The organism is Methylosinus trichosporium OB3b (assembly GCF_002752655.1).
GTDB classification, from domain to species: domain Bacteria; phylum Pseudomonadota; class Alphaproteobacteria; order Rhizobiales; family Beijerinckiaceae; genus Methylosinus; species Methylosinus trichosporium.
In genome coordinates, this window is record NZ_CP023737.1 from 1,276,655 (window position 1) to 1,295,435 (window position 18,781).

Annotated in this window: 19 protein-coding genes and 1 pseudogene; 6 read left to right on the forward strand and 14 right to left on the reverse strand. The window is 66.1% G+C overall.

Features of this window, described 5'->3' with window-relative positions; translation table 11 throughout:
- Positions 1 to 53: 53 nt before the first annotated feature.
- From CQW49_RS06075 to CQW49_RS06110, 8 genes are all read right to left on the reverse strand, one after another.
- Positions 54 to 1,685: an ABC transporter ATP-binding protein gene (locus CQW49_RS06075; RefSeq protein ID WP_024749949.1), complete on the reverse strand. Its 1,632-nt coding sequence runs from the start codon at positions 1,683 to 1,685 to the stop codon at positions 54 to 56.
- Positions 1,686 to 1,710: 25 nt separating this feature from the next.
- Positions 1,711 to 1,944 (reverse strand): hypothetical protein, encoded by a 234-nt coding sequence (locus tag CQW49_RS06080; protein ID WP_003613414.1) that lies wholly within the window; start codon positions 1,942 to 1,944, stop codon positions 1,711 to 1,713.
- A 95-nt stretch (positions 1,945 to 2,039) separates the two neighbouring features.
- Positions 2,040 to 2,378 carry a type II toxin-antitoxin system VapC family toxin gene (locus CQW49_RS26290; RefSeq protein WP_003613412.1) on the reverse strand — a complete coding sequence of 113 codons (339 nt, stop codon included), beginning with the start codon at positions 2,376 to 2,378 and terminating at the stop codon, positions 2,040 to 2,042.
- A gap of 126 nt (positions 2,379 to 2,504) precedes the next feature.
- Entirely contained in the window at positions 2,505 to 2,735 is a 231-nt protein-coding gene (locus CQW49_RS06090; protein ID WP_003613411.1) for a hypothetical protein, read from the reverse strand.
- Between the two features lie 88 nt (positions 2,736 to 2,823).
- Positions 2,824 to 3,282, reverse strand: coding sequence for a cupin domain-containing protein (locus CQW49_RS06095; protein WP_003613410.1), 459 nt, complete (start codon positions 3,280 to 3,282; stop codon positions 2,824 to 2,826).
- Between the two features lie 134 nt (positions 3,283 to 3,416).
- Positions 3,417 to 4,595 (reverse strand): ABC transporter permease, encoded by a 1,179-nt coding sequence (locus tag CQW49_RS06100; protein ID WP_003613409.1) that lies wholly within the window; start codon positions 4,593 to 4,595, stop codon positions 3,417 to 3,419.
- A gap of 3 nt (positions 4,596 to 4,598) precedes the next feature.
- Positions 4,599 to 5,702, reverse strand: coding sequence for a microcin C ABC transporter permease YejB (locus CQW49_RS06105; protein WP_003613408.1), 1,104 nt, complete (start codon positions 5,700 to 5,702; stop codon positions 4,599 to 4,601).
- 3 nt (positions 5,703 to 5,705) lie between these two features.
- The gene (locus tag CQW49_RS06110) at positions 5,706 to 7,568 is read right to left on the reverse strand and encodes an extracellular solute-binding protein (protein ID WP_099831865.1); all 1,863 of its coding nucleotides are present in this window, start codon (positions 7,566 to 7,568) and stop codon (positions 5,706 to 5,708) included.
- Between the two features lie 335 nt (positions 7,569 to 7,903).
- On the opposite strand from CQW49_RS06110, the gene CQW49_RS06115 reads away from it, so the two are divergent.
- Positions 7,904 to 9,358: an NAD-dependent succinate-semialdehyde dehydrogenase gene (locus tag CQW49_RS06115; protein WP_003613406.1), complete on the forward strand. Its 1,455-nt coding sequence runs from the start codon at positions 7,904 to 7,906 to the stop codon at positions 9,356 to 9,358.
- Positions 9,359 to 9,569: 211 nt separating this feature from the next.
- Here CQW49_RS06115 and CQW49_RS06120 read toward each other — a convergent pair whose 3' ends face one another.
- Positions 9,570 to 9,989, reverse strand: a complete 420-nt coding sequence (locus CQW49_RS06120) for a SufE family protein (RefSeq protein WP_003613405.1) — start codon at positions 9,987 to 9,989, stop codon at positions 9,570 to 9,572.
- A gap of 116 nt (positions 9,990 to 10,105) precedes the next feature.
- Entirely contained in the window at positions 10,106 to 10,411 is a 306-nt protein-coding gene (locus tag CQW49_RS06125) for a hypothetical protein (RefSeq protein ID WP_003613403.1), read from the reverse strand.
- A gap of 224 nt (positions 10,412 to 10,635) precedes the next feature.
- Between CQW49_RS06125 and CQW49_RS06130 the strand changes: the two genes are divergently transcribed.
- The 3 genes from CQW49_RS06130 to CQW49_RS06140 are packed head-to-tail and all read left to right on the forward strand — an operon-like array spanning position 10,636 to position 13,468.
- Positions 10,636 to 12,429: a sensor histidine kinase gene (locus CQW49_RS06130; protein WP_003613401.1), complete on the forward strand. Its 1,794-nt coding sequence runs from the start codon at positions 10,636 to 10,638 to the stop codon at positions 12,427 to 12,429.
- Complete coding sequence (locus tag CQW49_RS06135) at positions 12,422 to 13,117, forward strand: peptidoglycan-binding domain-containing protein (RefSeq protein WP_024749946.1); 696 nt, start codon at positions 12,422 to 12,424, stop codon at positions 13,115 to 13,117. Before CQW49_RS06130 ends, CQW49_RS06135 begins: the two co-directional genes overlap by 8 nt.
- Complete coding sequence (locus CQW49_RS06140; RefSeq protein WP_003613397.1) at positions 13,118 to 13,468, forward strand: DUF1491 family protein; 351 nt, start codon at positions 13,118 to 13,120, stop codon at positions 13,466 to 13,468.
- 103 nt (positions 13,469 to 13,571) lie between these two features.
- Here the strand turns inward: CQW49_RS06140 and CQW49_RS06145 are convergent, their stop codons facing one another.
- On the reverse strand, positions 13,572 to 14,627 hold the full coding sequence (locus CQW49_RS06145; protein ID WP_003613396.1) for a DUF2336 domain-containing protein: 1,056 nt from the start codon (positions 14,625 to 14,627) through the stop codon (positions 13,572 to 13,574).
- 133 nt (positions 14,628 to 14,760) lie between these two features.
- Between CQW49_RS06145 and CQW49_RS25055 the strand changes: the two genes are divergently transcribed.
- On the forward strand, positions 14,761 to 14,925 hold the full coding sequence (locus CQW49_RS25055; RefSeq protein ID WP_003613395.1) for a hypothetical protein: 165 nt from the start codon (positions 14,761 to 14,763) through the stop codon (positions 14,923 to 14,925).
- Between the two features lie 10 nt (positions 14,926 to 14,935).
- Here CQW49_RS25055 and CQW49_RS06150 read toward each other — a convergent pair whose 3' ends face one another.
- From CQW49_RS06150 to CQW49_RS06160, 3 genes are all read right to left on the reverse strand, one after another.
- Positions 14,936 to 15,460: a CAP domain-containing protein gene (locus tag CQW49_RS06150; RefSeq protein ID WP_003613394.1), complete on the reverse strand. Its 525-nt coding sequence runs from the start codon at positions 15,458 to 15,460 to the stop codon at positions 14,936 to 14,938.
- Between the two features lie 233 nt (positions 15,461 to 15,693).
- Positions 15,694 to 16,596 (reverse strand): cupin-like domain-containing protein, encoded by a 903-nt coding sequence (locus CQW49_RS06155; protein ID WP_040566540.1) that lies wholly within the window; start codon positions 16,594 to 16,596, stop codon positions 15,694 to 15,696.
- Between the two features lie 61 nt (positions 16,597 to 16,657).
- Positions 16,658 to 16,882 (reverse strand): MbtH family protein, encoded by a 225-nt coding sequence (locus tag CQW49_RS06160; RefSeq protein ID WP_003613392.1) that lies wholly within the window; start codon positions 16,880 to 16,882, stop codon positions 16,658 to 16,660.
- Positions 16,883 to 17,081: 199 nt separating this feature from the next.
- Between CQW49_RS06160 and CQW49_RS06165 the strand changes: the two are divergent.
- A pseudogene (locus CQW49_RS06165) lies at positions 17,082 to 18,769 on the forward strand (lysine--tRNA ligase).
- Positions 18,770 to 18,781: the final 12 nt, after the last annotated feature.

The following is an 18,781-nucleotide window of genomic DNA, read 5'->3' on the forward strand; positions in this document are numbered from 1 at the left end:
GTCGCCATTCTTCGGCCGCTCCGGCCGATAAGGCAAGGAGCTTGCCGCCCCGCTCACGCGGCCGGGTCGGCCTTGTGATTATCGGTCTCGATGCGGAAAGCGGCCGCGAACAACGCTCGCGTGTAGTCGCTCTTGGGCGCCGCGAACACGTCGACCGCCGGCCCCTCCTCCACCACTTTGCCGTGGCGCATCACGATGAGATGGGCGGCGAGCGACTTCACCACCTTGAGATCATGGCTGATGAAGAGATAAGCGAGCTGGTGCTTCACCTGAAGATCGCGCAAGAGATCGACGATCTGCGCCTGCACCGACATGTCGAGCGCCGATGTCGGCTCGTCGAGCACGATGAATTTCGGCTTCAGCACGATGGCGCGCGCAATGGCGATGCGCTGACGCTGGCCGCCGGAGAATTCGTGCGGATAGCGATCCATCATCGCCGGATCGAGCCCGGTCTCGGCGAGCGCCTGCGCGACGATCTCGCGCGTCGCATCGAGCGAGAGCCCCTTCATCTGCACGCCGAGGCCCTCGGCGACGATCTCGGCGATCGACATGCGCGGCGACAGCGAGCCATAAGGGTCCTGGAAGACGATCTGCATGTCGCGGCGCAGCGGGCGCATCTCGGCGACGGTCTTCGCGTCTATGCGCTCGCCGAGATAGAGGATCGGGCCATCCGATCTGATGAGCCGCAGCAGAGCGAGGCCGAGCGTCGTCTTGCCCGATCCCGATTCGCCGACGACGCCGACGGTCGAGCCGCGCCGCACCGCGAGCGTGACGCCGTCGACGGCTTTGATATGGCCGACCGTGCGACGCATGAAGCCGCGCTTGATCGGGAACCAGACCTTGAGGTCGTCGGCGGCGACCAGCACCGGCGCGTTCACATCCTCCTCGGGCGGCGCGCCCTTGGGCTCGGCGGCGAGCAGCGCCTTGGTGTAGGGATGCTCCGGCGCCGAGAACACCGTCTCGACATCGCCCTTCTCGACGATGCGCCCATGCTGCATCACGCAGACCTCGTCGGCGAAGCGCCGCACCAGACCGAGGTCGTGGGTGATGAACAGCATGGCCATGCCATAGGTCTTCTGCACGCGCTCGAGCAGAGCGAGAATCTGCGCCTGCACGGTGACGTCGAGCGCCGTGGTCGGCTCGTCGGCGATCAAGAGATCGGGACGATTGGCGAGCGCCATGGCGATCATCACGCGCTGGCGCTGGCCGCCAGACAATTGATGCGGAAAGGCGCCGAGCCGCTCGGTCGGATCGGGAATGCCGACCTCCTCCAAAAGCTCGACGACGCGGGCGCGAATCTTCTCCGCGCCGCGCGCGCCGTGAAGCTCGAGGATCTCGCCGATCTGCCGCTCGATCGAATGCAACGGATTGAGCGAGGTCATCGGCTCCTGAAACACCATGGTGATCTTGCCGCCGCGAATGGCGCGCAGCTCGGCGTCCGAGAGCTTTAGAATGTCCCTGCCGGAAAAATCGATCGCGCCGCAAGGATGGATCGCCGCGGGCGGCAGCAGCCGCACGATGGAGAGCGCGGTGATCGATTTGCCGGAGCCCGATTCGCCGACGAGCGCCAGCGTGCGCCCGCGTTCCAGCGAGAAGGAGACTTTGTCGACCGCGAGCGTCTCCTTGCCGCCTTGCGCGAAGGCGATGGAGAGGTCGCGGACGTCGAGGAGGGGGGAATGGGTCATGCGAAGGCGCAGATGGAGTGGGTCGTCATCTCTCGCGGTGACTCCACTCGTCGCGCAGAGACCGGACATATTCATTGACCTCTTCGGTCGATTTGAAATGGTCACGCTGGATGTGCGCGTGACGCGAGAACCAATCGCTCTTCCGCCCTTCCACGGGCTCGACCACGATCGTCACTGTGACCATTGCATTGTCTCCGATCTCTTCGCGCAGATCCTCGGGCAGGCGCGAGGTGGGATAATGTTCGCGGACGATCTTCATGGACGGCTCCAGTCACAAGGACCATATCACGGCCTCACCGCAACGTCTTTCTCACGTCGAGGCGTCAATGCCCCGGCGAAAACGTCGGCGTAGTGTCATGCGAGGGCATCCACAATCATTCGCACACCCTCGATGTCGGGAGCAATCCAGGTCATTCCATCAGGGAGGCGTTTGGCGTCAGCGTCTCCCGACACGAAATAGGCGCATTCCGATCTCGCCGCCGAAGCGACATGGATCGCGTCGGCGAGCCTATGCCTCGTGACTTCGCGCAATTCGGCGGTTCGAACGAGAATGTCGCGATCCACGGGCACGAGCTGGACGATATTGCTGTGAATGAGGAGGTCGAGATATTTCGGCTGCTTCTCGGCCAGAGGAAGCGCATCGGCTCGGCGCGGAGGAGCGAGGTCTCGGCGAGGGTCGGCTCGCTCGTCCATGCGGCGAGAGGACTCCAAGCGAGCATCATGAACAGCTCCCGCAACGGATCGGCGACGGACGAGTGGCCCTCGATGAAATAAATGAAAAACATTCGCGTCGAGATAGATGCGTGGACTCACGGGGCGCTACCTGTCCCAATCGTCGCGGTCTCGCCGAAGGTCTTCATTAATTTCCTCTATGGTGCGGAAAGGCGGTCGTCTCGCCGCGAACAACGCCTCGAGCAGCGCGAGGCGATCCCGCTGGTCATCCTGCTCTGTTTCGATCGTGATCGTGACGTCCCGTGCGCCAGCGAACTCACGTCGCAAGTCCTCGGGAAGGTTTTCCGCCGGATAATGGGGTCGGACGATCTTGTTCATGGCTCGACTCCATTCAAAAGCGTTGCGTGGGGATTTTCTTATGAGCCCGAGCGAGAGGACTCGACGACATCAAACTCGCTCCGCTCGTCTATCTCTTCCGCGGATCGTCCTTCGGATCGGTGTAGACGAGGTCGAAAGGACCGACCGCCGCGACCTGAATGATCGTTTCCTCGTCGCCCGACCAGACATAATGCGGATCGTTCGCCGGGAGAAGAAGCAGGGAGCCGGCTCCGAGAATCTTGCCTTTCGCCTTGTCGACCGTCACGCCCATTCCGCTCCCCATGGAGCCGCTCAAGACGGTCACCGACTCGAACACCGGATGCGTATGCGGCGGGACGAGATAGTTCGGCGGGAACTTGGCGCGGATGATGAACAGTCCGGGCTTGGACGGATCGCCATAAACGACCGCGGTCTGCCCGCCTCTCGGAAAGGCCGGATCGTCCTTGAACACGATATCGCGCGGCTCGAGCTCCTCGGCTCCGCGCATAGATTCCGCGAAGGCGGAGCTCGTGAGCGCGATCAATGCAGCGGCGAGATGTCTGATCATAGGGAAGCTCCGATCGGCGGATTTGGGGACCGCGCCGCCGTGCGAGATCCAGCTCCAACTCTAGCGAAAGATCGGCGGCCATGGAATGAGAAAAGGCGTTTGCCGCCGGGTCTCTGATTCTCTGCGCGAGACCTTCACCGAAACGTCTTCCGCGGGTCGAAAGCGTCGCGCACGGCCTCGCCGATGAACACCAGAAGCGAGAGCATCAGCGCGATTACCGCGAAGCCGGTGAGGCCGAGCCAGGGCGCCTGGAGATTGGATTTGCCCTGCAACAGCAGCTCGCCGAGCGACGGCGAGCCCGGCGGCAGGCCAAACCCCAAGAAGTCCAGCGAGGTCAGCGTCGTGATCGAGGAGTTGAGCACGAAGGGCAGGAAGGTCAAGGTCGCGACCGTCGCATTGGGCAGGAGATGCCGCGTGATGATGCGGAAATTGGAGAGGCCGAGCGCGCGCGCGGCGTTCACATATTCGAAATTGCGCGCGCGCAAAAATTCCGCGCGCACCACATGCACGAGCGAGACCCAGGAGAACATCAGCAATATGCCGAGCAGAACGAAAAAGCCCGGCACCAGGAACGAAGAGATGATGATGAGAAGATAGAGCTGCGGCAGCGACGACCACACTTCGATGAAGCGCTGGAACACGAGATCGACGCGGCCGCCGAAAAATCCCTGCACCGCGCCCGCGGCGACGCCGATGACGGAAGAGACGCCCGCCAATATGAGGCCGAACAGCACGGAGATGCGGAAGCCATAGATCAGCCGCGCGACGACGTCGCGGCCCTGATCATCGGTGCCGAGCCAGTTCCATTCGATCGCCGAGCAGCCGAAATGGACATTTTCCGGCCCGAGCTTCTTGGCCGCCGCCGCCTCGCATTGCGCCTTGCTCAAAGCCCAGGTGGGCGGCGACGGCGCCGGCGTCGGCAGATCGAGATTATGCGTGTTGTAGGAATAGCGGATCGGCGGCCAGACCATCCAGCCATTGGCCTCGATCTCCTTCTCGATCACCGGATCGCGATAATCGGTGCGCGCGAGAAAGCCGCCGAATTTCTCCTCGGGATAATCTTTCAAAATGGGGAACAGCAGCTCGCCTTTGTAATAAGCGAGGATCGGCTTGTCATTGGCGATGACATTCGCGAGCAGCGACATGACGAACAGCGTCATGAATAGGAAGAAGGACAGGAAGCCGCGGCGATTGGCCTTGAAGTTGGCGAGCCGGCGGCGGTCGATCGGACGCAGCCGCAGCCATCCTTCGCCGGGAATGGCCGGCGCGAGACGCTGCTTCGGATCGAAAGAGAAAGCGCGGGTCTCGTTCATGCGTCACACCTCGCGCGTCTCGAAATCGATGCGAGGATCGATCCATGTGTAGGTGAGGTCGGAGAGGAGATTCACCACGAGCCCGAGCAGCGCGAAAATATAGAGATTGGCGAAGACGACCGGATAATCGCGATTGACGATCGACTCATAGGAGAGATAGCCGAGCCCGTCGAGCGAGAAGATCGTCTCGATCAGCACCGAGCCGGTCAAGAAGGCGTGAACGAAAGCGCCCGGAAAGCCGGCGATGACGATGAGCATGGCGTTGCGGAACACATGGCCATAGAGCACGCGATTTTCGGTCAAGCCCTTCATGCGCGCGGTCTGCACATATTGCTTCCGGATTTCGTCGAGGAAGGAGTTCTTGGTCAAGAACGTCTGCGTCGCGAAGGCGCCGAGCGTCATCGCTAAGACCGGCAGGAAGATGTGCCAGAGATAATCGCCGATCTTTCCGACGAACGAGAGCTCGGCGAAATTATCGGAAGTGAGACCGCGCAGAGGGAAGATCTGCCAGAAAGAGCCGCCGGAGAACAGAACGATCAGCAGCATGGCGAAGAGGAAGCTCGGAATGGCGTAGCCGATGATGATGAGATTGGAGGTCCAGGAGTCGAAGCGCTCGCCGTCGCGCACCGCCTTGGCGATGCCGAGCGGAATCGACACAGAATAGGAGATCAGCGTCATCCACAGGCCGAGCGACATGGAGACCGGCAGCTTCTCGCCGATCAGCTTCAGCACGCTCTCGTCGCGGAAATAGCTGCGGCCGAAATCGAAGACGGCGTAATTCTTCACCATCAGCAGAAAGCGTTCCCAGGCCGGCTTGTCGAAGCCGAACTGCTTTTCCAGCTCGGCGATGAATTTGGGATCGAGCCCCTGCGCGCCGCGATATTTGGAGCCGGCGTCGGCGCCGATCTGCGCTCCGCCGGCGCGACCGACATCGCCTGCGCCGCCGGAGAAGCGCGAGGTCGCGCCCATGTCATAGCCCTGCAGCTGCGCGATCACGCGCTCCACCGGGCCGCCGGGCGCGAATTGCACCACGACGAAGGAGATCAGCATGATGCCGAGAATCGTCGGGATCATCAGCAGCAAGCGTCGGGCGATATAAGCGGCCATGCGTCAGCGCCCCGCGTAATTGATCTTGCGCGCCTTCTCGTCGTCCCACCACCATGTGGCGGCGATGCCGGTGTCGAAACGCGGATAGCGGCCAGGACGGCCGAACACGTCCCAATGGGCGATCCAATGGGTCGGCTTGTAATAATGCGGAATCCAATAGCGGCCGGCGATCTGCACGCGGTCGAGCGCGCGGCAGATGGCGGCGAGCTCCTCGCGCGAATTGGCGACGAGCGCCTTCTCGATCAGCGCGTCGACAACCGGATCGGCGACGCCGGTCACATTCTGCGAGCCCTTCGTCCGCGCCGCCTCGGAGCTGAACATGATGCGCAACTCCTCGCCCGGCGAATAGGCGATGCGCACGCGCTCCATGATCACGTCATAGTCGAAATCGTCGAGGCGCGCCTTGTATTGCGCCGCATCGACGACGCGAATGCGGGCGTTGACTCCGATGAGCTTCAGATTCTTGATGAAGGGCTGGGTGTGCCGCTCGAACATGCTCGAATTATACAGGAACTCGAATTCGAGCGGCTTGCCGTCCGGCAAATAGAGCACGCCGTTCTTGCGCGTGCAGCCGGCGGCGGTGAGAAGATCGACCGCCTTGCGCAGCAGCGCGCGATCCTGGCCCGAGCCGTCCGACACCGGCGGCTGAAACGGCTCGCCGAACACTTCCGCAGGCACGCGGTCGCGGAAGGGCTCGAGCAACGCCAGCTCCGCCGGCGTCGGCGCGCCCACCGCCTCGAGATCGGAATTCTCGAAATAGGAGCTGGTGCGTTTATAAGAGTCATACATCAGATTGCGGTTGGTCCATTCGAAATCGAAGGCGTAGCCGAGCGCCTCGCGCACGCGCGGGTCTTTGAACACGCTGCGGCGCGTGTTGAAGAACCAACCCTGCGTGCCGGAGATGTTGTAATCGGGAATCTCCTCGCGCTTCACGCGTCCGTCGCGGAAGGCGGGGAAATCGTAGCCCTTCGCCCAGATCGCCGAGGTGAACTCCTCATGCACGGTGAAGGAGCCGGCCTTGAACGCCTCGAAGGCGACATTGCGGTCGCCGTAATAATCGAAGCGGATCGCCTCGAAATTGGCCTGGCCGACATTGACCGGAAGGTCCTTGGCCCAATAGTCCGGCACGCGCTGGAACGAGATGAAACGGCCGGGATCGAGCGGGCCGATCTTATAGGCCGAGGAGCCGAGCGGCGGCTCCAGCGTCGTCTCGTCGAATCTGTGCTGTGTGTAATAGGCCTTGGAGAAGATCGGCTGGCTGGCGACGATGATCGGCAGCTCGCGGGCGCGGCCGGGCGCGAGCGTCACCACCAGCACGTCGTCGGCGACCGCTTGCGCGCCGACGAGATCGCGCAGCATTTGCGAGATCATCGGATGGCCCTGCGTCTTCAAGAGCTCGAGCGAGAAGGCGACGTCATGCGCGGTGAGCGGCGTTCCGTCGTGGAAGCGCGCCTCCTTGCGCAGGAGAAATGTGTAGGTGAGCTTGTCGGCGGAGATGCGCACCTTCTTGGCGACGAGGCCATAGAGCGCGTCGCGCTCGTCGAGGCTCGAGGTCATCAACGTATCGTAGATGAGGCCGACGCCCGCCGCCGGATTGCCGCGCAGAATGTAAGGGTTCAGCGAATCATAGCTGCTCTTCTCGGGCGGCGGCGGCTCCATCACCAGCACGCCGCCCTTGGGGGCGTTCGGATTCACATAGGCGAAATGGGGGAAGTCCTCCTTTTCCGCGAGCTCGCCGAAGATCGACAAGCCATAGCTCTCTGTCTCTCCGGCGTCGGCTCGAGCGGGCGCCGGGCGGATCATCCAGCCCGGCGCGGCGAGGCCGGCGAGGCTCGAGAGAGCGGAGAGCGCGCCGCGGCGCGTCATCGGAAGAAAGCTGCGGAAATCGGCCAAGTTCGGATCTCGCTGGTGGCGTCGGGGGCGGGCGCAAGCTCGGACGGCGCCGCGAATCCCCGCGATTATGTCGGTTTTCGACGGCGAAGCCATATTAGATTGCGCATCGTCACGCCGATGACGCGCAAGGCCGCGCCATGGTTCCAAGCCAGCGCGCGCGAGCGCCGCATAAGGCCGGAAAGCGCCGGATTTCGGGCAGCGCGAGCGCTGCGCCCGGCGGTCCCTTCGGATTTGCCGGATGCGGATGTTGTGTCGAGAGGCGAAGGCGCCGTATTCGAAAGCCCCTTCGTAGCGTCCGGAGCGCCGAAATGACCGCCAGAGAGCCCCGTCCCTTTCGCCAGCAGGCTTTCATCGACGGCGCCTTTGTCGCCGCCGACAGCGGCGCGACCTTTGCCGTGCGCGATCCGGCGACCGACGCGGTCATCGCCGAGGTCCCGGACATGGGCGCGGCCGAGACGCGCCGGGCCATAGAGGCGGCGGCGCGCGCGCTGCCCGGCTGGCGCGGCCGTCTCGCCAAGGAGCGGGCGCAGATCATGCGCCGCTGGCATGAGGCGATGCTCGCCGAGCAGGAGCGGCTCGCGCAGATCATCACCGCCGAGCAGGGCAAGCCGCTGGCCGAGGCGCGCGGCGAGATCGCCTATGGCGCGGCCTATCTCGACTGGTTCGCCGAAGAGGGCCGCCGCGTCTATGGCGACATCATCCCGCAGCAGTCGCGCGACAAGCGCATTCTGGTGATGAAGCAGGCGATCGGCGTCACCGCGGCGATCACGCCCTGGAATTTTCCCTCTGCGATGATCTGCCGCAAGGCCGGCGCGGCGATCGCGGCCGGCTGCACGATGGTGGTGAAGCCGGCCGAGCTGACGCCGCTCTCGGCCATCGCCCTCGCCGAGATGGCGCAGCGCGCCGGCGTGCCCGACGGCGTGTTCAATGTGGTGACGACCAATGATCCCGCGCCGGTCGGCGCCGAGCTCACCGGCAACGCCCTCGTGCGCAAGATCACCTTCACCGGCTCCACCGAGGTGGGAAAGATCCTGCTGCGGCAGGCGGCGGAGAATGTGCAGAAATGCTCGATGGAGCTCGGCGGCAACGCGCCCTTCATCGTGTTCGGCGACGCCGATCTCGACCTTGCGGTGAAGGGCGCGCTGGCGACCAAATATCGCAACAGCGGCCAGACCTGCGTCTGCGCCAATCGCTTTCTGGTCGAGCGCGGCGTCGCCGGCCCCTTCGCGCAAAAGCTCGCCGCCGCCGTCGCGGCGCTGAAGGTCGGCCGCGGCGTCGAGCCCGGCGTCGTCATCGGCCCGCTGATCGAGGAGGCCGCCGCCGCCAAGGTCGAGCGCCTCGTCGCCGACGCGCGCGCCCGTGGCGCGAAAGTGCTGACCGGCGGCGCGCGTCATGCGCTCGGCGGGACCTTCTATGCGCCGACCGTGCTGGCGGACGTCTCGCCGGAGATGGAGATTTTCCGGGAGGAGATTTTCGGCCCCGTCGCGGCGATCATTCCGTTCGAGGACGAGGCGGAGGCGATCCGCCTCGCCAATTCCACGCAATACGGCCTCGCCGCCTATTTCTACTGCCGCGACATCGCCCGGGCCTTCCGCGTGGCGGAGGCGCTGGAGTTCGGCATGGTGGGGGTGAACGAATCGCTGATGTCGAGCGAGGCGGCGCCTTTCGGAGGCGTGAAGCAGTCGGGCATGGGGCGCGAAGGCTCCAAATACGGGATCGAGGATTATCTCGAGATCAAATATGTGTGCCTGGGAAATGTGTGATCAAAAGCGAAAGGGCCGTGCCCTTCTCCCACTCGTGGGGAAGGCGGCCTTCGCGTCAAAAGCAGGCATCATGAAGTAAACCGACGGAAGCCGGGGCCGTCATTGCGAGCGGAGCGAAGCAATCTAGAGCCGTGGGGCGGCCCCTGGATTGCTTCGTCGCTTCGCTCCTCGCAATGACGCCGCCCCAATCCTTGCGGCTTCTCGTGATCGCTCACGCCAGAGCGGCGTGCGCCTCGTTCTTGATGCGCTCGACCATGGAGCGCACGCCATTGCTGCGCTGGGGCGTCAAATGCTGGGCGAGGCCGAGGTCGGTGAACAGCGGCATCGCGTCGAGGCTCATGATCTCGTCGGCCGGACGGCCCGAATAGAGCGCCAAGATCAGCGCGACGAGGCCGCGCACGATATGCGCGTCGCTGTCGCCGCGGAAGGACAGGACCGGCGCGCCGGGCCCCTCCTTGCTCAGCTTGCTCTCCAGCCACACCTGGCTGGCGCAGCCGCGCACCTTGTTCTCTTCCGTGTAGGCCTCCTTGGGCAGAGGCTCCAGCGTTCGGCCGAGCTCGATGAGATAGCGGTAGCGATCCTCCCACTCGTCGAGCATTTCGAAATTGCCGATGATCTCGTCTATGGCCATGTCCGTCGCCCGATGTTCACTCGCCCCTAGGATGCGCGCGTAACGCTCAGTCTAATATGGCGACTGTCCGTTTCCGCGCAATCGCTTCCTCTGGATGCAAGCCCGGCGCCGGCCGCTCAGCGCCGCCCGGACTCGGCCTTGATCGACTGCAGCTTCTCGGCGGCGCGCAAGCAATCGAGCGGATGCGCGAGGCAGTGCTCCCGCGCCGCCTCCGCTGCGCGGCCGACGGCCTGATCCGCGACATCCGACAAGGCCGCGCGCGCTGCGCCGATCATGACGGTAGTTTCCGCGGGCGCGCCGGCCCGGGTCGAAGGCCGCGCGGCGGCGAGGCGCGCCGGCCGCTCGTCGCGTCCGCCCTCGCGCGCGGCGATCGCGATCAGGACGATCCCGAGAAAAATCACGCATTTCAACAGGGTGAGCACGGCGGCTGTCCTTATGCTCCAGGCGGCCGCTCGCCGCCACGCGCCCACAATCGGCCCCAATTGCTACCGCCGCGTAAACGCGCGCCGCCGCCGCTTTCGGCAAGAAGTCGCAAACCATAAGGCGCATTCTCGTCGCCCTGCGCCGCAAACGCGTCGTTCCTGCGATCGGTTTAGCAGTCACTTAAGACGGATTTGCCAGATTGGCGGCGAACAGGAGCGCCAATTTGCGTAAGCTTTCTGTAACTTGGCCGCCAGTGGCGCGAGATTGGATCGAGCGGCTGGCGCAATCGAGACGAGCGCTCTCCCGAGCGGAGCGCGCGCGCCGCGTCGCCTTTCTGGCGCCGCGCCTCGCGCTCGCCGCCGCGGTGCTGCTCGCCGCCCCTCTCTGGGTGGTGATCGCCGGCGCGCCGAGCTTGGGCGAGAGCCTGCTGTTCGCCCTCGCTCAGCTTCCCCTGCTGTCGGTGGTCGCGCTGCTGCGCTTCGACGATCTGCGCCTCGCGCAGGCCGCATCCGCCGCCGGCTGGCTGATCTTCGCCGGCGCCTGCGCGGCCGTCGGCGGCGCTTCGGCCGCCGCGCTCGCGCCGTTCATCGCCATGGCCCTCGTCGAGGCGGCTCTGGCTCTGGACATGGCGCTGCTCGGCGCTGTCGCCGCCGGCGCCGGCCTGCTGACCCTCGCTGCGGGCGGCGCCCTCGCCCTTGCGCTCGCGGCCCCGCTGGTCGCCTACGCCACCGCGCTCGCCGCCGGCGCGATCCGCCTCGCCCGTCTCGATGCGGGCGAGACCGATCGCCGCGCGGCGGAACTCGCTCTGCTCGGCGAGGCGGCCGGCGAATTGATCATCGGCTTCGACGAAGGCGGCGCCGTTTCCCGGCTCGTCGGCGATCGGCACCGCATCTACGGGCTCGAGACCGCCGATCTGATGGGCCGCGGCTTGTTTCATCGCGTCCATGTCGCCGACCGGCCGGCCTTTCTGAAGCTCGTTTCCGACACGATCGCCACCAACGCGCCGGCCTGCGCCGAGCTGCGGCTGCGCATCGGCTCCGCACCGGGCGCCGGCGAATATGCCGAGCCGGTGTTCAACAGCTTCGAGGCGCGCAGCCGTCCGGCCGGCGACGGGGCGGGCGTGATCTGCTTTCTCGCCGATGTGACGGCGGCGCGCCGCGCCGAGGACATGCTCGCCGAGGCGCGCCGCGAGAGCGCGCTGGCCAGCGCCGGCAAGACCCGCTTCCTCGCCAATGTGAGCCATGAGCTGCGCACGCCGCTCAACGCCATCATCGGCTTCTCGGACATGCTGGCGAGCGAGCAGCTCTCACCCGCCGATCCCTCCAAGCGACGCGAATATGCGGAGATCATCCACAATTCGGGTCAGCATCTGCTCGCCGTCGTCAATTCGATCCTCGACATGTCGAAGATCGAATCGGGCTCGATGCAGATCGTGCCAGAGCCCTTCTCCGCGCAAGAGCTCGCCGACCAATGCGTGAAGATGATGCAGCTGAAGGCCGAGCAGGCCCGCATCGCGCTCGCCTGCGATTATGCCGACGGCCTGCCGGAGATCGTCGGCGACAAGCGCGCCTGCAAGCAGATCCTCATCAATCTTCTGTCCAATGCGGTGAAGTTCACCCCCGCCGACGGACGCGTGGCGGTGCGGCTCTATCCGGACGGCAATCGCCTCGCCATCGCGGTCAGCGACAGCGGCATCGGCATCGCCGCCGCCGATCTCGGCCGGCTCGGCGATCCCTTCTTCCAGGCCAGCGCCGCCTATGACCGCGCCTATGAGGGCACCGGCCTCGGCCTCTCGGTGGTGCGCGGCCTCGTCGGGCTGCATGGCGGCGCCATCGCCGTCGAGAGCGCCCCGCAGCGCGGCACCTGCGTCACCGTGCGCCTGCCGCTCGACTGCCGGCCGCATCAGAACCGCTCGCCCGCCCTCGCCCGGATCGAGACGACCGCGCGCCGCGGCGCGATCCTCGACATCCGCGACGACCTCGACATCCGCGACGACATGGTGAAGAAAATTGCGTGAAGCTCTCGCCGCCGCCAATCATGACATGCTGCTCGACGACCGCGAGCAGAAGCGCCGCGCCGGCCACGCGGGCAAGAAGACCGCCGCGACGCGCCTCTTCGGCGGCCGTCGCCGCGCCATCATGTTCCTGGGCTTCGCCGCTCTGGTCGCCATCGGCGTGCCGCTCAACGCGCTCTATCTGCAGGACGGACGCCATCCGGCGCCACTGTTCCAGAAGGCGACGGCGCCCGAGCCCAAGCACGCGCATCTCGTGGCGCCCCCCGCCCCGCCGCCGCGCGCGCTGATCGAGGAGCCGGCCCCGGAAGCGCCGGCGCAAAGGCCCGTCGCCATGAAGACCGAGCCGGCGCGCCCGGCGGAGAAGCGCCGCGGCGACGCGATCGGCGCCCTGATCGGCGCGCCGAAATCCGCCGAGAACGAGAAGACCATCAAGGCCGCGCAGCAGGCGCTGGCCAAATTGGGCTATTCCGTTCAGCCCGACGGCGTGATGGGCGCGGCGACCCGGCGGGCGCTCGAAAAATTCGAGCACGCCAACGGCTTGCAGGCCAAGGGCGAGCTCGATCCCGCCGTTCTGCACCGTTTGCGCGCCAAGGCCGCCGCCACGACGACGACTCCCGCCCCCGCCACGACGACCGGTCCCGCCGCGACGGCGCATGCCGCGCATCCGACGCCGCCCGTGCGCGCCAACTGAATGCGGCTGCGCTCGGACATATTCGTCGCCGCTCTGATCCGCCGCGCGGAGGTCGCCGGGGCCAGCGCAATGTTGCGCCGGCGCGGCGCCGCCGAGGCCGGCGCGGTGTTCGTGAAGATCGATCGTCTCGACGGACGCGCCGCTCTGCTCGCGCCGGCGCCGCAGAGCGAGGACCTCCCCGAGGGCGTCGATCGCCTGTTCACGCGTCTCCACCGCGACGAATGGATCGCGCCCTTCGAAGCCGAGGAGCGGGTGAGGAAGGAGATCGCCTTCGACTCCGATCTCTGGCTCGTCGAGATCGAGGACCGCGAGGGCCGGCCCTTCGTCGATCTCGCGCCGATAGAGAAATAGGTCGAGAGAAGCGAGCCTGAAGGCTCGCGGTCCAGGGGCCACTCTTGGACCGCGAGCCTTCAGGCTCGCTCTTCAGCGCTCCAGATTGATAGACGCGAGGCCGCTACGAGCCGACCTCGGCGCCGCGCCGCCGGCCCTTCTTGCGCCGCGCCGGGCCGACCTCCGAGACCGAAACACGCTGACAGGCGGGCGTGACGACGCGATCCGGCCGCGCCGCGCCGGTGATCGCCGCAACGAGCCACTGCGCCGCCCGCAGCGGGATCGAGCGCATCAGCGCGATGAGCGCGCGCACGCGCTCGACATCGGGCGCCGCGCGCTCCGCGCCGAGGAAAATGCGGATCGCCAGCTCTTCATCGACGCCGAGCGTGAGCAACGCCAGGGCCAACGCCTCGCCGCCGGGGTCGGCGAGCATCGCGCGCGTGCGCGCCTTGCGACAGTCGAGCCCCTCGGCCAAAGCCCCGGCCAGCGCGTCCGGATCGCGCGCCCGCGCGCATTGCCGGATGCGCGCGAGGATTTGCGGCGCCGGCCGGCTGACCGGCTCCGGCCCGCCGCAGGACAGCGCCCTCGAGGTCGCCGCGAGGAGAATCGCGCAACGCTCGCGCGCGTCCGCGGCGAGGAACAAGGGCTCGACGTCGAGCGACAGATCATCCCGGTCGAGCAGGATGCGGGCGAGCCGCAGATCGTCCCGTCCCCTCTGCGCCAGCGCGCGCCGCGCCGCCTGGTCGAGATGGATGCGCCGATTGGCGGCGAGCGCGCAGAGCACCTCGCTCTCGCCGCGCGAGGCCAGGACGACGATCATTCTGCAATCCAGAGTCTCACGCCGCGCAATGGCCGCTGCGAGCTCGGCCGGACCATGCTCGGCGGTGACGCGGAGGAGCCCGGCGTGCAGGGATGGCGCGCGCTCGAGGACCATGCGCGCCGCGCGTCCGCCCTTCTCGAGCAGAGCGGTGAAAACGCCCGGCGGCGTTTCGGGATAGGCGCAGAGATCGGCCGCGCAATCGGCGACCGCCTCGGCGTCGAGAAGCTCGATCAGACCGCAGGCGAGCTTCTCGAACTGGTCCAGATCGCTCGGAGACTGCCGAGGATGCGCGACAAAGCGGCCGACGATCGCTCCGAGCAGCGCCGCCGCCGAAAATCGTTCACTCTCGCCGTGAAACATCGACAATGGCGCCGCAAGAAGAGTCCCGATGTGACGGTTTTAGGACGCTTGCGTTGACGCGACATTAACTCTCGGCGTTTCTGCTGGCCTCAGCGACACGCGGCGATAGCGCATAGTCGCGGGGGGCGACGGCATGGGCGAGATCATAGCCTTGCGGCCGAAGCCGAGAGCAGCGGCGAGCCTGCCGCCGGCTCCCGGCGGAGCGCAGATTCTCTTCTTCCTCGGCGTTCGCTACGTGCGCGAGGAGACGGCGACGAAGCGCTCGCCGCGCGGGCGCGGCAAGCGGAAGCGCGCGTGACCGGGCGGGGTCAATCGGCGAGGATCAGCGCCCAATAGACCTTGTATTTCGTCCCCGGCGCAAAAGCGGCGCCGATCCCCATGCGGGTCGCGCCCTTCATCAACAGATTGCGATTATGCGGCGGCGACTGGCGCCAGCCCGAAAACGCCTCGGCGAGCGTATGATAGCCGGCCGAGACATTCTCCGCCGCGCGCGCGCTCCTCATGCCGCGCGCCGTGAGCCGCTCGTCCAGCGTGCCGCGCACGTCATGGGCGAGCGAATTGGCGGCGGCCATGGCGTCCGCCTGCGCCTGCGCCGCCTGCTGCAAGGTGGCGTCGACATCGAGCGCCGAGAGACCGTTGTTGCTGCGATAGAGCGAGATCATATCGCGCGCCGCCTGCGCGTCGACCCGAGCGCCGGGCGCGGCGAGCGAACGATAGAAGCTCGGCTGCCCCGGCTCCGGCCCGACGCTCTCGCGATCGCCGCAGGCGCAAAGCGACAGCAGCGCCGCCGCCGTGAGACAACGAAGGACGAGAGGACGAAAAGAAGGAGACATGAGTATCGCCGCGACCGCTGCTCGAGAGGCTCTGCGCAGAGCAGTATAAGGCCGCCTGCGAGAAAGCCATCCTTTTCGGGCGCTCTCGTGTGGTCTGTGTCCCCGAAATCGATGTGTCCAAAGAGCGAGCCTGAAGGCTCGCTCTCGAGTCCCATGGATTTTCGCTGCTGCGCTCCTCGCAGCGACGCCGCCTCGATCGTCGCGACGTCTCGTGACGCGGCGGCGGCGGCCGCTCAGGAAATATAGCTGAGATAGGATTTATAATAAGGCAGCACATGGCGCATGGGGACGCCGCCCCAGAGGCCGAGCGCGATGAGCAGATTATAATAGACATTCTTCGCCGGCATGCCGCGCGCCGCCGCCGCGACGCCGCGCGCGACGCTGCCCCGCGTATGCCAGTCGACATTGAAGGAGAGCGAGCATTCGAGGCTGCGCACATGATGCAGCACGCCTGGCGGCATGTAGAGAAGATCGCCCGCCTCGACCACGATCTCGGCGCGCCGCGCTTCTCGAAACAGCGGGAATCTCTCGAAATCCGGCCGCTCGGCGTCGACGCGGCACCAGCGCCAATCGCGCGGGTAGCATTTGGCCAGCTCCTCATGCGGAACGAGGATGAAGCGCTTGCGCCCCCACACCTGGAAGAAGAGATTATGCGTGAGCAGACAGTCGAAATGCAGCGGCGTCAGGCTCGTCGACGGCCCGAGGAACATTTGCGCGAACAAGGTCCATTGCGCGCCATACCAGCCGGGGAAGAACGCCTGCGGAAACGGCGCGAGATCGCGCGCGGCGCCGGGCAGCACGCTGGTCAGCGGAATATCGTGGAGATAGGACGGCGCCGCAGCCTCGCCGCCGGCGCGAATGGCGCGCTCATAGGCGTCGAGACCGTCGATATAGGCGTCGAGGCGCGAGCGCGTCACCCGAATGCCCGACGCGCTCCAGTCCTTCAGCGTGACTTCTGTCGCGCCCGCCCGCTCGCGCAGCCCCGCGAGCGACCAGCCTGCGAGCGCGCCGCATTTCGACAAGGCGCCGCGCAGCAGAACCGGGCGGCGCTGCGCCACATGGCGGCGCGTGAATTCCTCGGCCGAGAGCGCGTCGCGCTCCTCGACCACATAATCGAAACCGCTCACCTTGCGCATCTCCGCATCTGGCCGCGAGCGGCCGCGCGGTCGCCCGCGCCGCCGAAGCGCAGCGCATCGGTCAGGAATTGGCGACGGCCTCGCCGTCCATCCGCCGCCGCAAGCTCAACGGCCGCATGTCGGTCCAGATTTCTTTGATATAGGCGAGGCATTCGGCCTTCGGGCCGGTCTTGCCGACGGCGCGCCAGCCGGCCGGAAGCTCTTTATACTCGGGCCAGATAGAATATTGCTCTTCATGATTGACGACGACCGTGTAGATCGTGTCGTCCTCTTCGTCCCAGGCCATTCGACGCTCCTCTCGCTCCGTTCGACAGATCGCCTCGTCGGTCTCGGCGTTCTGCTCCGTTGAGACGCGCCTGCCCCGAAGATCGCGCCAGAACCGAACGGAGATTTTTGGAGATGCGGCGGCCGTGGCCGCGCGTTGACGCGCGCAGCCCGCGCCCATAGTGTGCGCGCCTTCTTCGCAACCGCAGCAAAGCGACGCCATGCCCCGCCCCGACTCTCTGCCCGCCGATCTCGTCGAAGCCGCCCGCGTCTCGCCGGCCTGGCCGTTCGAGGAGGCGCGCAAGCTGGTCAAACGCGTAGCCGAGACCGGGCAGAGCAGCGTGCTGTTCGAGACGGGCTATGGCCCTCGGGCCTGCCGCATATCGGCACTTTCGGCGAGGTGGCGCGCACCTCCATGGTGCGTCACGCCTTCGAGGTGCTGACCGAAGGCAAAATCGCGACGCGCCTCCTCGCCTTCTCCGACGATATGGACGGGCTGCGCAAGGTTCCCGACAATATTCCCAATAAGGAGCTCGTCGCGGCCCATCTCGGTAAGCCGCTCACCAAGGTGCCGGACCCGTTCGGCACGCATGACAGCTTCGGCGCGCATAATAATGCGCGGCTGCGCGCCTTTCTCGACGCCTTCGGCTTTACTTACGAATTCGCCTCGTCGACGCAATACTACACCACCGGCCGCTTCGACGCGGCGCTGCTGCATATGCTGGCGCGCTACGACGAGGTGATGAAGATCATGCTGCCGACGTTCCGCGAGGAGCGCGCGGCGACCTATTCGCCCTTCCTGCCGATCCATCCGACGACGGGGATCGTGATGCAGGTTCCGCTCGATTCGCTCGATGCGGCGGCTGGGACCATCTCCTGGCGCGACCCCGAGACGGGCGAAGCCTTCGTAACGCCCGTGACCGGCGGCCATTGCAAGCTGCAATGGAAGCCCGACTGGGCGATGCGCTGGTATGCGCTCTCGGTCGATTACGAGATGGCCGGCAAGGATCTCATCGATTCGGTGAAGCTGTCCTCGGCCATCGTGCGCGCGCTCGGCGGCAGGCCGCCCGAGGGCTTCAATTATGAGCTCTTCCTCGACGAGAAGGGCCAGAAAATCTCGAAGTCCAAGGGCAATGGCCTCACCATCGAGGAATGGCTGACCTACGCCAGCCCCGAGAGCCTCGCCCAATTCATGTTTCAAAAGCCGACAGCGGCCAAGAAGCTCTATTTCGACGTGATCCCGCGCAATGTCGACGACTATCTCTCCTTCCTCGAGGCCTATCAGCGGCAGGCCTGGAAGGAGCGGCTCGGCAATCCGGTCTGGCATCTGCATTTCGGCGCGCCGCCCGAGCCGGAGACGCTCGCCCATGAGGGCGACGCCAAGGGGACGGCAATCTCCTTCTCCATGCTGCTCAATCTCGCGACCGTCGCCAATGCCGAAGACCCGGCGGTTCTGTGGGGCTTTCTGCGCCGCTATGCGCCGAATGTGTCGCCGCAGAATCATCCACGACTCGACAGGCTCGTCGGCTATGCGGTCGCCTATTTTCGCGATTTCGTGCGGCCGGCCAAGCGCTATCGCGCCGCCGACGACGTCGAGCGCGCGGTGCTGACGAACATCTCGGAGACTTTGGCCGCCCTGCCGAAGGGCGCGAGCGCCGAGGAGATTCAGACCGCGCTCTATGACGTCGCGCGCGCCGTGCCACGCTATCAGAACCTCGAGGCCAAGGGCGCGACGGCGGAGCGGCCGGGCGTGTCGAATGATTTCTTCAACATGCTCTATGAGATTCTGCTCGGCGAGAGCCGCGGGCCGCGCTTCGGCTCCTTCGTCGCTCTGTTCGGCGTCGAGGAGACGCGCGGCCTCATCGCCAAAGCGCTGGCGGGAGAGCTGGCGAATCCGCTCGCGCCGTGAGCGCGGGCGCCG

Excerpts from the sequence above, each read along its gene's own strand:
- CQW49_RS06095 (WP_003613410.1), bottom strand. The coding sequence starts at position 3,282 with ATGATCAGACATCTCGCCGCTGCATTGATCGCGCTCACGAGCTCCGCC.
- CQW49_RS06150 (WP_003613394.1), bottom strand. The coding sequence starts at position 15,460 with ATGTCTCCTTCTTTTCGTCCTCTCGTCCTTCGTTGTCTCACGGCGGCG.
- CQW49_RS06090 (WP_003613411.1), bottom strand. The coding sequence starts at position 2,735 with ATGAACAAGATCGTCCGACCCCATTATCCGGCGGAAAACCTTCCCGAG.
- CQW49_RS06140 (WP_003613397.1), top strand. The coding sequence starts at position 13,118 with ATGCGGCTGCGCTCGGACATATTCGTCGCCGCTCTGATCCGCCGCGCG.
- CQW49_RS06160 (WP_003613392.1), bottom strand. The coding sequence starts at position 16,882 with ATGGCCTGGGACGAAGAGGACGACACGATCTACACGGTCGTCGTCAAT.
- CQW49_RS06110 (WP_099831865.1), bottom strand. The coding sequence starts at position 7,568 with ATGACGCGCCGCGGCGCGCTCTCCGCTCTCTCGAGCCTCGCCGGCCTC.
- CQW49_RS06075 (WP_024749949.1), bottom strand. The coding sequence starts at position 1,685 with ATGACCCATTCCCCCCTCCTCGACGTCCGCGACCTCTCCATCGCCTTC.
- CQW49_RS06080 (WP_003613414.1), bottom strand. The coding sequence starts at position 1,944 with ATGAAGATCGTCCGCGAACATTATCCCACCTCGCGCCTGCCCGAGGAT.
- CQW49_RS06145 (WP_003613396.1), bottom strand. The coding sequence starts at position 14,627 with ATGTTTCACGGCGAGAGTGAACGATTTTCGGCGGCGGCGCTGCTCGGA.
- CQW49_RS06120 (WP_003613405.1), bottom strand. The coding sequence starts at position 9,989 with ATGGCCATAGACGAGATCATCGGCAATTTCGAAATGCTCGACGAGTGG.
- CQW49_RS06155 (WP_040566540.1), bottom strand. The coding sequence starts at position 16,596 with ATGCGCAAGGTGAGCGGTTTCGATTATGTGGTCGAGGAGCGCGACGCG.
- CQW49_RS06100 (WP_003613409.1), bottom strand. The coding sequence starts at position 4,595 with ATGAACGAGACCCGCGCTTTCTCTTTCGATCCGAAGCAGCGTCTCGCG.
- CQW49_RS06105 (WP_003613408.1), bottom strand. The coding sequence starts at position 5,702 with ATGGCCGCTTATATCGCCCGACGCTTGCTGCTGATGATCCCGACGATT.
- CQW49_RS26290 (WP_003613412.1), bottom strand. The coding sequence starts at position 2,378 with ATGGACGAGCGAGCCGACCCTCGCCGAGACCTCGCTCCTCCGCGCCGA.
- CQW49_RS25055 (WP_003613395.1), top strand. The coding sequence starts at position 14,761 with ATGGGCGAGATCATAGCCTTGCGGCCGAAGCCGAGAGCAGCGGCGAGC.
- CQW49_RS06115 (WP_003613406.1), top strand. The coding sequence starts at position 7,904 with ATGACCGCCAGAGAGCCCCGTCCCTTTCGCCAGCAGGCTTTCATCGAC.